Consider the following 12,023-nt stretch of genomic DNA (forward strand, 5'->3'; position numbering starts at 1 on the left):
CTCACGCACCTGCCGCGAGTCTGGCCGCCATCTCGGCGGCGCCGTCCATGGTGGAGACCTGGCGGACGGCCGGGTGCCGGGCCTCGCTCAGGATGCGCCGCCCCACCTCGGCGTTGTTGCCGTCCAGCCGTACGACGATGGGCCTGGCCCGGCCGCGCTCGCCGAGGAGCTCGAGTGCGGTCACGATGCCGTTGGCGACGGCGTCGCAGGCCGTGATGCCGCCGAAGACGTTGACCAGCACCGACCGCACGTCCGGGTCGGCCAGGATGATCTCCAGCCCGTCGGCCATGACCTGGGCGGACGCGCCGCCGCCGATGTCCAGGAAGTTCGCGGGCGCGGCGCCGGCCCCGGCCACCACGTCCAGCGTGCTCATGACCAGGCCCGCGCCGTTGCCGATGACACCGACCCGGCCGTCCAGCTTGACGTAGTTCAACCCCTTGGCCCTGGCCCGGTCCTCCAAGCTGTCCGTACGTTCGGCGTACTGCCAGGCGTGCCGGAAGTACGCGTTGTCGTCGAGGGTCACCTTGCCGTCAAGGGCCACCACGCGCTGGTCGGTCGTGCAGATCAGCGGGTTGACCTCGACCAGCAGCGCGTCCTGCGCGACCAGCACGTGCCACAGCTTCTCCAGCACGCCGGCGGCCTGCTCGGGGAGGCCCGCCTTGGCCGCCAGCAGCCGCGCGGTGTCCGCGTCCACCCCCGTCACCGAGTCGATCGGCAGTTTCACGATGGCGTCGGGGTCGGTGGCCGCCAGCTCCTCGATCTCCATGCCGCCCTGACCGGACACCATGGCCAGGAAGCCACCTTCGGCGCGGTCCACCAGGAAGGCCGCGTAATACTCCTCGAACGGCACGGTCGCCGCCTCGACCAGCACGCGGCGGGCGACGTGGCCCTTGATGTCCATCCCGAGCACGCGGGCCGCCTCCTGCTCGGCCGAGACCGGCCCCGCCGCCGGTCTGATCCCGCCTGCTTTGCCCCGTCCACCGGTCTTCACCTGGGCTTTGATGACAACGGGCGCGTTCAGCTCGGCCGCGATCTCGCGGGCCTCGGCCGGCGTGGCCGCTACTTTGCCTGCCGGGACCGGGATCCCGTGACGCCCGAAGAGCTCCTTCGCCTGATACTCGTACAGGTCCATTCGAGCCTCCTTTGTCTACGGTATACCGTATGGAATATTCTCCGTCTAGGTCTCGACAGGGCCCGGTCTTCTGGATATTCCATACAGTATGGAGAATGCAATCAAGGACTGGCGCGGGCGCGCGTACGTCCCCGGCCCCGTCCCCGCCGACCGCACCCGCATGTTCTGGCTGGCCTGGGCCGCCATGGCGGCCATCAGCCCGCTCCAGTACGGCTACGCCGCCCTCCTCGCCCAGCAGGCCGCCGGGCTGACCCTGCTGGCGGTCTGGATCGCCTGCCAGGCCGCGGGCGCGCTGCCCGCGCTTCACCTGGTACGGCACGGCCGCCTCAGCGTGCGCGCCGCGCTGTTCGGCGGCGCCGCGCTCAGCGGACTCGGGCTGTTCACGGCCGCGCTGACCACCCCAGGGCTCATCGCCGGGAGCGCCGGCCTGGTCGCCTTCGTGGGCTATGCGCTGCTCGGCGGGCTGGGCGCGGGCCTCGTCTACGGGGTGTGCGGCGAGGTGGTCTCCTCCTGGTACCCGGAGCGGCCCGCCGCCCGGGTCGGGCTCATCACCGGCGCGTTCGGGTACGGCGCCGTCCCCCTGCTCGTATGGGCGGGGATCGCCCCGGGCGCGACGTCCGCCGCCTTTCTGGTCGCCGCGGTCGTCGCGGTGGCCGTCATCGGTGCGGCGGCCCGGCACCTGCGGCTGCCTCCGGCGTTGTGGTGGCCCGAGGACGTGGACCCGCGCACGCACGCGCTGGACGCGGCCCGGCTGCGCGTCACCCCCGATGCCGCCAGGCAGTTCCTGCTGCCGCAGGCGTTGCGCACGCGGACGTTGCCGGCGCTCGCGCTCATCCTGACGTGCGCGGGCGCGGTGTCGGTGTTCGACGTGATCGTGGTGGCGAGCACCGGCTCGTGGGCCGCGGTGGCCCTGCTGGTGGCGCTCAACGGCACCAGCCGGTCGCTGGCCATGCGGTACTCGGAGCTCTTCGGCCGCCGGCGGGTGCTCGCCGCCGTCCTCGGCGCCCTCGCCCTCGGCCAGATCCTCTTGGCCGCCGCAGCCCTTGACGCCGCGCCACCGGCCACCGGCCCGCTCTCAGCGGCCGTGCCGGCCGGCCTGGCGACGGAGGGCGTGGTGGCGCCGGGCACGGGATGGACGGGCAGCGGCGTGCTGCTGTGGCTGGGGGTCATCGCGGCCGGGGTGGGCGGCGGGGCGTTCTACCCGCTCCTCGCCAGCCTGGTGCGCGAGTTCTTCGGCGTCGAGCGGGCCGGCGACATCCATGCCGTCGTCTACAGCGCCAAAGCCTTGGCCGGGGTCGGCGCCGTCGCCCTCGCCCTGCTGGCGCTCACCACGCCCGCGACCGCCCTCCTCGTCGCCACGACGTTGGCCGCGCTGCCGGCCCTGGCCACGCCGCGCCTGCGCATCCCGGGCCTGCCGACCACAATCCCCGTGTGACAAGGCCTTGTGACGAGGTTCACCAGCCGGGTTCATCCAGCGAACGGTATGCTGTAGGCAGTCGACGAAAAACCGTTAAAACCACGCATTCCCTGGAGACGTGACCATGTTGCTGTCGGATCAGGCCGGTCAGACGGCGGCCACCAAGATTCAGCGTCCCGCCACGCTCCGGGAGAGCGTCATCGAGGCCATCCAGGAGCTCATCGTCTCCGGCCAGCTCAAGCCCGGCCAGCACCTGGTCGAGAGCGAGCTGGCCGATCTCCTCGGCGTGTCCAGGCAGCCGGTTCGCGAGGCCCTGCAGCAGCTCAGCGGCGAGGGCTGGGTCGACCTGCACCCCGGCCAGGGCGCGTTCGTGCACGTACCTACGGTAGAGGAAGCCGACCAGTTGCTCGCGGTGCGCGCGCTGCTGGAGACCGAGTCCGCCAGGCTCGCCGCGAAACATGCCGGCGAGGACGGCGTCAAGCGGCTGCGCGCCCTGTGCGCGCGCGGCATCGCTGCCGTGCAGACCGACGACATCGACGGCGCCGTGGCCATCAACTCGGAGCTGCACGCCCTGGTGACCGCGCTGTCCGGCAACAAGGTGCTCGCCGAGTTGGCCAGCCAGGTGGCCAGGCGGGTGCGGTGGTACCACACGCCGGTGGCCCGCCAGCGGGGCATGGCCTCGTGGGAAGAGCACACGGCGCTGATCGACGCCATCGAGGCAGGCGACGAGCGCCGCGCCGCGAAGATCATGCGCGAGCACACCGAGCACACCCGCGTCTCCTACATGGAGCAGCGGGAGAACGAGCCCGTCCAGCCCGCCCCGAAGCCGGTGCGCCGCCGCCGTCCGCGCACCCAGCAGGCGGGATGAGGACGGGTTGACCTGACGTTCACAGTAAAAGACATGCTCCGAAACACCTCGGGCAGAGGATGGAGCAGCACGGATGGGAGGTGCATGACCATGAAGGCGTTCATCCGCTTTCTCCTTGGTGATCCCCCGGGCCAATCAGCAGATGGCCGGGCGATCGGCATCGGCCTGAGCGCAGCGCTCAGAAAGCACTACTCGGCCGACGACGCAGAGCGTTACCTGCGGCAGTGGGCCGCCGAGCACGACGTACGCAAGACCCCGAGGCGCTGAGCCGCGGCAGGGGCCGCCGGAGCACCCCCCACCGCGGCATGGTCAGCGATCTACGGAAACCGGCTCCTTCTTGGCGTCGCGGGCCGACTTGATCAGGCTCAGCACCGTGGTGACGGCGAGAGTCCCGACGATGACGCCGAGAGACACCAGGATCGGAATCTCCGGCGCCCACGACACGCCGTCGTGGTGCAGGGCCTCCAGGATGAGCTTCACCCCGATGAAGGCCAGCACCACCGACAACCCCTTGCTCAGGTAGACGAGCCGGTCCAGCAGGCCGCCGATGAGGAAGAAGAGTTGCCGCAGCCCCATGAGGGCGAAGGCGTTGGCCGTGAACACCAGGTAGGGCTCCTTGGTGAGGCCGAAGATGGCCGGGATGGAGTCGAGCGCGAACAGCAGGTCCGTGGTCCCGATGGCGACCATCACGATCAGCATCGGGGTCACCATCCTGCGCCCGTGGTGCACGGTGAGCCGGGCGCCGTGATAGGTGTCCGTCGTCGGCAGCACCCGCCGCACCGTACGCAGGGCGATGTTCTCGGAGAACTCCGCCTCCTCGTCCTCGTGCCCGATCAGCTTCCACGCGGTGTAGACCAGGAAGGCGCCGAACACGTAGAACAGCCAGTCGAACCGGGCGACCGCCTCCGCCCCTGCCGCGATGAACCCGCCCCGCATGACCAGCGCCAGGATGATGCCGATGAGCAGCACCTTCTGGCGATACTGCCGGGGCACGCGGAACCGGCTCATGATCAGCAGGAAGACGAAGAGGTTGTCCACGCTGAGCGAATACTCGGTGATCCAGCCGGCGAAGAACTCCCCGCCGTGCGCGGGACCGGAGAGCACCAGCAGGCCGGCGCCGAAGGCCACGGCCAGGCCGACGTAGAACGACACCCAGCCCACGCATTCCTTGAAGGACGGTTCACGCGGGTTGCGCGCCACCAGCCAGAAGTCGAGCGCGAGGATGAGACCGAATCCGCCGATCGTGGCCAGCCAGACCCAGACGGGCAGGTTCAACGCTTTGCTCCCTTCCTCGCGCGCATTGCCTCGGCGTGCTGGACGTAGAGGCCGAGCAGCGCCTCAGCGCGCGGGTTGGCGCCCGCGCGGCGCAGCAGCCAGTACGGCATGAGCCGTTCGTGGATCCAGACGAAGCCGATGGCGAAGCCGAGCGCCACCATCGCCTGGTAGGCGAGGAAGCCGAACACGCCGTCGGCCATGCCGACCCCGGCCACACCCTCCTGGAGCAGCCGGGACAGCGGGAAGACCGCCATCCAGTAGAGGCCCGCGGGCCCGAAGGTCCCCGGCCGGAACACGCCGTGGCCGAGCAGCATGCCGTACATCCCGCCGAACACGGCGAGCGGTACGGCCAGCGCCAGCGCCGACAGCGCGGCCATACCGGTGGGCAGCCCTGCGAACAGGGTCAGCCCACCGGCCATGGCACCGGCGACGGCTCCGATGGACGCCCCTGGCAGGGCGAGCTCGATGCTGTGCCGTCCCTCCATCAGCCCACGACCACGCCGAAGGCGAACAGGCTGTAGAACAGCATCCCGAGGTAGAACACCGCACCGAAGCCGATGATCGCGTTGGACCACCACTTCGGCCTGATCGGTTTGGGCAGCATGCGGTTGTTCACCAGGAGCAACGTCACGCAGTACGCGCCCATCGCGAACGTCGACAGGAACGCCAGCGTGTCCAGGATCCCGCTCGGCCCGTCAGCCGGCCCGAACAGCAGGATCAGGATGCCGAATATGATCACGCCCCAGAGGAAGCCTGCGTACAAGTGCGACATCCGCAGCTTCTTCGCCCCTGGCACGAAGTTGTAGGTCATGTCGGCCTGGCCCCGCGAGAAGGAGTCGAAGAGCCCCAGCGTCGCGTTCAGGCCGATCAGCGCGATGAACCCGAGGAAGATCGTGCCGAGCACGGAGCTGCCGGCCGAGGAGACGGCGTTGGCCATGGCGGAGAGCGCCACCTCCCGGTCGTCGCCCCGGATGACGTCGCGCACGCCCGGGTCGATCCGCACCGCCGACTGGGCGATCACCGTGAAGGAGATCGTGACCAGCATGGTGATGCCCCAGAACAGCAGCAGCGCGTCGAACGTGACCCAGCGCCGCCAGCCCTTCCACTTGGCCATCTCGGCCGGGTCCTCGGTGTCGAACATGAACCCGCGCGCGGGCATGGCCTCTTGCTCGCCCGCGTGCCGCAGCCCGCGGACCTTGGGCATGTGCGCGCCCATGCCGGCTCCGGAGTCACGCAGGTGCAGCGTGTACCACATCTGCTGCATGCCCGAAGGACCGGCGAACGCGCACGCCCCCACGATCACCGGGAACCAGGCCGCCGACATGGCCTCGGGAGGCAGGTAGCCGATGGCGAACATGCCGGTGATCGTGGTGGCCACGTCGCCCCAGGAGCCGACCATGGCCGCCACCACGGCCGTGCCGAGCACGAGTGCGCCGATGAGCAGCGACAACACGTTCTCCAGCACGTTGTAGATCACCTTGGCCAGGCTGAAGACCACGCCGACCAGGATGAGTCCGATGACCGCGGTCACCACCCAGGGGATCCCGGTTATCTCCTCGAAGGCCGCCGCACCCGCCGACAGGTGCCCTGGCCAGATGTAGACGGCTATCGCGACGACGAAGAAGAACCACATCAGCGGCTTGAACACGCGGGCCGCGCCGGAGAAGATGCTCTCCCCCGTGGCCATGGCGTAGCGCGCCATCTCCAGCATGACCACGGCCTGGAGGGTGACGCCGATCAGGAACAGCCATCTGATCTCGGGCCCGAACAGCAGCACCAGGCGGGGCCACATGTACGACTCGCCCATGCCCACACCCAGCGCGACGAGGAAGACCGTCGGCCCGAGAATGTGCACCGAGGGTGGTGCGTCCGGGAGCGTTCTTATGGGCATCGGCTCAAGCCGGCCCGCTTTCCATACTCGTTGATCCTCAACCGGCGGCGTGGCAGTCGCCGGTGGTGTGTTCGATGTGTCCACCTACGGACCTCCTGGGGGGTTGTTGCTTCCTCGTGCGCCCCGAATAGCCCCCTTATTGCCAGATCAGCTGCGCCTGGCTCTAGCGCAGCAGTCCGGCAGCCCTGGCCCAGCGGTACTTGGCACCGAGGACCGCAACGGGCTTCTCCGTCGTGTACGGGTACGCGACCACGCCATGCTCGAACAGGTACTCGCAGGCCTCCTCAACCTCGGTGTCGCCGGCCAGTGACGCCACGACCGGCTTGACGTTGCCCTTCTCCCGCTCCTCCTTCACCACCCGGGCGATCAGCTCGGCGAACACCATCGGCGGCGTCACGATCGTGTGCCAGTAGCCCAGGACCAGCGCGTGGATGCGCTCGTCGGCCAGGCCCAGGCGGACCGTGTTCGCATACGTCGAGGGCGGTTCGCCGCCGGTGATGTCGATGGGGTTGCCGGCCGCGCCGAACGGCGGGATGTAGGCGCGGAATGCGGCGTCCAGGTCGGGCGGGATGTCCATGAGCGTCAGCCCGGCGTCCACGATGGCGTCCGACAGCAGCACGCCCGAGCCGCCCGCCCCGGTGATGATGACGACGTTCTCGCCCTTGGGCGCCGGCAGGATGGGCAGCGCGCGGGCGTACTCCAGCATGTCGTTGAGCCCGGGCGCGCGCACCACGCCGGCCTGGCGCAGGATGTCGTCGTACACCTTGTCGTCGCCCGCCAGCGCGCCCGTGTGGGATCCGGCCGCCCGCGCGCCCATCGCGGTGCGTCCGGCCTTGAGCACGATGACCGGCTTCTCCTTGACCACCCGGCGGGCCGCATCGACGAAGCCGCGCCCGTCCTTGAGGTCCTCCAGGTGCATGGCGACGGCCTTGGTGTTGTCGTCCTGCTCGAAGAACGTCAGCAGGTCGTCCTCGTCCACGTCGGCCTTGTTGCCGACGCCGACGATGGCCGAGACGCCCATCTTGGTGGTGCGGCTGAAGCCCAGGATGGCCATGCCGATGCCGCCGCTCTGCGAGGTCAGCGCCACGCTGCCGCGAACGTCGTACGGGGTGCAGAACGTCGCGCAGAGGTTCTCCGGCGTGTAGTAGTAGCCGTAGATGTTCGGGCCGAGCATGCGCACGCCGTGCCGTTTGGCGATCTCCACGATCTCCTTCTGGCCCTCGACGTTCCCCGTCTCGGCGAACCCGGACGGGATCATGACCGCGCCGGCCGCGCCCTTCTTCCCCACCTCCTCCAGTGCCGCCGCCACGAACTTCGCGGGGATCGCGAACACGGCCACGTCCACGTCTCCCGGCACGTCGGAGACGCTCTTGTACGCGGGCAGCCCCATGATCTCGTCGGCCTTGGGGTTGATCGGGAAGATCTGCCCCTTGTAGCCGCCGTTGATGAGGTTGCGCATGACCGAGTTGCCGATCTTGCCGGTCTCGGCCGAGGCGCCGATCACGGCGACCGAGCGCGGCTTGAAGATCCGCGTCATCTGCCGGAGGATCTCGTCGCGGGACAGCCTTTCGACGTCCTTCGGCTTCTCACCGATGAGGATGCGCACGTCGGCGGCGACCGCGCCGTTCGCGTCGGCGAAGACCGGGTTGAGGTCCACCTCGATGATCTCGGGGAAGTCGGATACGAGCTTGCCGACGCGCTCGATGAGCGCCCCCAGCGCCTCCCGGTTCGCGGGCTCGGCACCACGGGCACCACGCAGCACTTCGGCCGCTCTGATGTCGTCCAACATCCCAAGGGCATCATCACCCGAAAGCGGGGCAAGTCGGAAGGTCACGTCCTTAAGTACTTCAACCAGGACACCGCCCAGGCCGAAGGCGACCACCTTGCCGAAGGTCGGGTCGGTGACGGCGCCGACGATGACCTCGTACCCGCCGCCGACCAGCTGCTGCACCTGGATGCCGTCGATTTTCGCGTCGGGGTTGTAGGCGCGGGCGTTGGCCAGGATCGTGTCGTAACCCTGCCGCACCTCCTCCGCGGTCTTCAGCCCGACGAGCACGCCGCCGGCGTCCGTCTTGTGCAGGATGTCGGGCGAGACGATCTTGAGGACGACCGGAAGCCCGATCTTCTCGGCGATCTCCACCGCCTCGGCCGCCGACGTGGCCAGCCCCTCACCCGGCGTGGTGATGCCGTAGGCCTCGCAGATCTCCCGTCCTTCGGGAGCCGTCAGGGCGGTGCGCCCTTCGGCGAGCGCCTTGTCGATGATGTCGCGCACCACTTAAATGACTCCGTTCGTCTTGAGTTCGGCAAGCTCGTCCGCGCTCACGCCGAGCTCGCCGTAGATCTCCAGGTTGTGCTCACCGAGCAACGGCGGAGTGCGGACGTCGACCGGCGAGTCCGACAGCTGCAGCGGGCTGCCGACCGTCACGAACTCGCCGCGCTCGGGGTGCTCGACCCTGACGACGATGCCCTCGTCACGCAGCGATTCGTCCTCCACCAGCTCCCTGGTCGACAGGATCGGCCCGCAGGGGATGTTCTCGGCGTTGAGCCGGTCCAGGACCGTCCACTTGTCGTGGCGGATGGTCCACTCCTCGATGAGCTGGAACATCTTGTCCAGCTTCGACAGCCGCGCCTCCGGTGTCGCCCACTCGGGATCGTCGGCCAGCTCGGGACGGCCGATGATGTTCGAGATCGGCTTCCAGCCGACCGGCTGGACGATCACGTAGATGTAGTCGTTCGGGCCGCCGGGCGCACACCGCACCGCCCAGCCCGGCTGTCCGCCGCCGCTGGCGTTGCCGGAGCGGGGCACCTCGTCGCCGAAGGTCTTGTTCGGGTATTCGCGCAGCGGGCCGTGCGCCAGCCGCTGCTGGTCGCGGAGCTTGACCCGGCACAGGTTCAGCACGGCGTGCTGCATGGCCACCTGCACCCGCTGGCCGCGGCCGGTCTGCTCACGCTGGTAGAGGGCCGCCAGGATGCCGGCGACCGCGTGGATGCCGGTGCCCGAGTCGCCGATCTGGGCGCCGGTGGCCAGCGGCGGGCCCTCCTCGAAGCCGGTGGTGCTCATCGAGCCGCCCATGGCCTGCGCGATCACCTCGTACGCCTTGAACTTGGCATACCGGCCCTGGCCGAAGCCCTTGATCGAGGCGTAGATGAGGCGGGGGTTGAGCTCCTGCAGGCGCTCCCAGGAGAAGCCCATGCGGTCCACCGCGCCCGGGCCGAAGTTCTCCACCAGGATGTCGGCCGTCTGCACCAGCTCGGTGAAGATCTGCTTGCCTCGCTCGCTCTTCATGTTGAGCGTGATGCTGCGCTTGTTGCAGTTGAGCATCGTGAAGTAGAGGCTGTCGACGTCGGGCACGTCACGCAGCTGCTGCCGGGTGATGTCACCGGTCGGGGCCTCCAGCTTGACCACGTCCGCACCCAGCCAGGCGAGCAGCTGGGTGGCGGACGGGCCGGACTGGACGTGGGTCATGTCGAGAACACGGACACCGTCCAAAGCCTTGGGCATCTTCATTCTCCCTGACGGAACGTGACTTGACGCATACGGCTTGTGAGCGTCTTCTCGGCTGGATATGCTGATCCAGGCCGCTGGGTCGGCGGTGACAGCGCGTGGAGACCTGGCCGATGGGCAGTCTGTGAAGCGCGAACCCCCGGATACTGGTTACTCGGTATGACGGGAAGCATCTTCCGCATTCGTGTGGAGGAGGAGATCATTTGTACATCGTCTGGTTCATGGTTCCGGGGGCGTAGACCTCCGGATCCACCCAGACGTTGATCAGCGAGGGCTTACCCGACTCCCGTGCCCGCTCGAGCGCGGGGCGGATCTCGGCCGGGTCGCGCACCTCCTCGCCGTAGCCGCCAAGGAGCTTGGCGAAGTCGCCGTAGCGGATGTCGCCGAGCGTGTTGCCGACGCGGGCACGGTCCTCGCCGTACTTGGCGGCCTGGCCGTACCTGATCTGGTTCATGGACGAGTTGTTGCCGATGACGCCGATGAACGGCAGGTCGAAGCGGACCATGGTCTCGAAGTCCCAGCCGGTCAGGCTGAAGGCGCCGTCGCCGAACAGGCACAGCACCTCCTTGTCGCGCCGCGCCTGCTTGGCGGCCATCGCGAAGGCCATGCCGACGCCGAGCGTGCCGAGCGGGCCCGGGTCCATCCAGTGGCCGGGCGACTTGGGCTGGACCACCTGGCCCGAGAAGGTGACGATGTCGCCGCCGTCACCGATGTAGATGGTGTCCTCGGTGAGGAACTCGTTGATCTCGTGCACGAGCCGGTACGGGTCGATCGGCTGGGCACCGGACAGCTGGCGGGGCAGCCGCTTCTCGTACGCCTGCGTCTCGACGGCGCGCAGCTCGTCCATCCACGCCTTGCGCTTGGCGGTGATGTCGCCGATGCGGCCGCTGGCGGCCTGGGCGGCCGCAGCGAGGATGAGGCCGGCATCGCCGACGATCCCCAGGTCGATGTCGCGGTTCTTGCCGACGGTGCGGTAGTCGAGGTCGATCTGCACGACCGTCGCGGTCGGCGAGAGCCGCTTGCCGTAGCCCATCCGGAAGTCGAACGGGGTGCCGACGATGATGATCAGGTCCGCCTCGGTGAAGGCGTACCGGCGGCTGAGCTGGAAGTGGTGGGGGTCTCCCGGCGGGAGCGTGCCGCGGCCCGAGCCGTTCATGTACGCGGGCACGTTGAGGGCCCGGACGAAGTCGATCGCGGCGTCGGTCGCCCGGCACGTCCACACCTGGCTCCCGAGCAGGATGCACGGCTTCTCGGCGTGCGCGAGGAGGTCGGCGAGCCGCTCGATCGCCTCGGGGTCGCCCTGCTGCCGGGTGGAGGCCCGGTAGTGCCCCGTCTTGGGGATGCGTGCCTTCTCCAGGGGCACCTTCGCGTCGAGCACGTCGCGCGGGATCTCCAGGAAGGAGGGGCCGGGCGCGCCGTGGTAGCACTCGCGGAAGGCCATCGACACGATGTCGGCCACCCGTTCCGTGCTGGGCACCGTAGCGGCGAACTTGGTGATCGGGGTCATCATGTCCACGTGCGGCAGGTCCTGGAGTGAGCCCATCTTGTGCTGGCTCAGCGCGCCCTGGCCGCCGATGAGCAACATCGGGCTCTCCGCTCGGAAAGCGTTGGCCACGCCCGTCACCGCGTCGGTCGTGCCGGGTCCGGCGGTGACGACCGCGCAGCCGGGTTTGCCGGTGATGCGGGCGTACCCGTCGGCGGCGTGCGCGGCCACCTGCTCATGGCGTACGTCGATGACCTCGATGCCCTCATCGACGCAGCCGTCGTAGATATCGATGATGTGGCCGCCACAGAGCGTGTAGATCACGTCCACGCCCTCGGCTTTGAGTGCCTTGGCTACGAGATGACCGCCAGAGATCGTTTCCGACATTGTGCCACCTTTCCGGCGTCTGTCTTCCGCATACTGCATACCGTATGAAGGCAATAGTTACTCCG

Annotated in this window: 10 protein-coding genes; 3 read left to right on the top strand and 7 right to left on the bottom strand. The window is 69.0% G+C overall.

The features are described 5' to 3' along the window. Nucleotide 1: 1 nt before the first annotated feature. On the bottom strand, nt 2-1,132 hold the full coding sequence (sucC, locus tag Q9G87_RS35070; protein ID WP_305920853.1) for an ADP-forming succinate--CoA ligase subunit beta: 1,131 nt from the start codon (nt 1,130-1,132) through the stop codon (nt 2-4). A gap of 88 nt (nt 1,133-1,220) precedes the next feature. Here sucC and Q9G87_RS35075 point away from each other — a divergent pair, with 88 nt between their 5' ends. The 3 genes from Q9G87_RS35075 to Q9G87_RS35085 all read left to right on the top strand — a co-directional run bounded on the left by Q9G87_RS35075 (nt 1,221) and on the right by Q9G87_RS35085 (nt 3,684). Beyond that, a complete protein-coding gene (locus Q9G87_RS35075; protein ID WP_305920854.1) occupies nt 1,221-2,567 on the top strand; it encodes an MFS transporter in 1,347 nt (448 codons plus the stop codon). 106 nt (nt 2,568-2,673) lie between these two features. Continuing rightward, nucleotides 2,674-3,417 carry a GntR family transcriptional regulator gene (locus tag Q9G87_RS35080; protein ID WP_305920925.1) on the top strand — a complete coding sequence of 248 codons (744 nt, stop codon included), beginning with the start codon at nt 2,674-2,676 and terminating at the stop codon, nt 3,415-3,417. Between the two features lie 90 nt (nt 3,418-3,507). Next, complete coding sequence (locus Q9G87_RS35085) at nt 3,508-3,684, top strand: hypothetical protein (protein ID WP_305920855.1); 177 nt, start codon at nt 3,508-3,510, stop codon at nt 3,682-3,684. 42 nt (nt 3,685-3,726) lie between these two features. Here Q9G87_RS35085 and Q9G87_RS35090 read toward each other — a convergent pair whose 3' ends face one another. The 6 genes from Q9G87_RS35090 to Q9G87_RS35115 form a co-directional block, all read right to left on the bottom strand. Then, nucleotides 3,727-4,692 carry a TerC family protein gene (locus tag Q9G87_RS35090; protein ID WP_305920856.1) on the bottom strand — a complete coding sequence of 322 codons (966 nt, stop codon included), beginning with the start codon at nt 4,690-4,692 and terminating at the stop codon, nt 3,727-3,729. Further along, entirely contained in the window at nt 4,689-5,177 is a 489-nt protein-coding gene (locus Q9G87_RS35095; RefSeq protein ID WP_305920857.1) for a hypothetical protein, read from the bottom strand. The genes Q9G87_RS35090 and Q9G87_RS35095 overlap by 4 nt, the downstream gene beginning before the upstream one ends. Next, complete coding sequence (locus Q9G87_RS35100) at nt 5,177-6,583, bottom strand: Nramp family divalent metal transporter (RefSeq protein ID WP_305920858.1); 1,407 nt, start codon at nt 6,581-6,583, stop codon at nt 5,177-5,179. The genes Q9G87_RS35095 and Q9G87_RS35100 overlap by 1 nt, the downstream gene beginning before the upstream one ends. Nucleotides 6,584-6,746: 163 nt before the next feature. Beyond that, complete coding sequence (locus Q9G87_RS35105) at nt 6,747-8,858, bottom strand: acetate--CoA ligase family protein (protein ID WP_305920859.1); 2,112 nt, start codon at nt 8,856-8,858, stop codon at nt 6,747-6,749. Next, complete coding sequence (gene frc / locus Q9G87_RS35110) at nt 8,859-10,085, bottom strand: formyl-CoA transferase (protein WP_305920860.1); 1,227 nt, start codon at nt 10,083-10,085, stop codon at nt 8,859-8,861. Between the two features lie 202 nt (nt 10,086-10,287). Then, nucleotides 10,288-11,958, bottom strand: coding sequence for a thiamine pyrophosphate-binding protein (locus Q9G87_RS35115; RefSeq protein ID WP_305920861.1), 1,671 nt, complete (start codon nt 11,956-11,958; stop codon nt 10,288-10,290). Between the last annotated feature and the right edge of the window lie 65 nt (nt 11,959-12,023).

This window comes from Nonomuraea turcica (assembly GCF_030718205.1).
GTDB lineage: Bacteria > Actinomycetota > Actinomycetes > Streptosporangiales > Streptosporangiaceae > Nonomuraea.

Coding starts and splice junctions, on each gene's coding strand:
- sucC (WP_305920853.1), bottom strand. CDS start 1,132: ATGGACCTGTACGAGTATCAGGCGAAGGAGCTCTTCGGGCGTCACGGG.
- Q9G87_RS35075 (WP_305920854.1), top strand. CDS start 1,221: ATGGAGAATGCAATCAAGGACTGGCGCGGGCGCGCGTACGTCCCCGGC.
- Q9G87_RS35080 (WP_305920925.1), top strand. CDS start 2,674: ATGTTGCTGTCGGATCAGGCCGGTCAGACGGCGGCCACCAAGATTCAG.
- Q9G87_RS35085 (WP_305920855.1), top strand. CDS start 3,508: ATGAAGGCGTTCATCCGCTTTCTCCTTGGTGATCCCCCGGGCCAATCA.
- Q9G87_RS35095 (WP_305920857.1), bottom strand. CDS start 5,177: ATGGAGGGACGGCACAGCATCGAGCTCGCCCTGCCAGGGGCGTCCATC.
- Q9G87_RS35100 (WP_305920858.1), bottom strand. CDS start 6,583: ATGCCCATAAGAACGCTCCCGGACGCACCACCCTCGGTGCACATTCTC.
- frc (WP_305920860.1), bottom strand. CDS start 10,085: ATGCCCAAGGCTTTGGACGGTGTCCGTGTTCTCGACATGACCCACGTC.
- Q9G87_RS35115 (WP_305920861.1), bottom strand. CDS start 11,958: ATGTCGGAAACGATCTCTGGCGGTCATCTCGTAGCCAAGGCACTCAAA.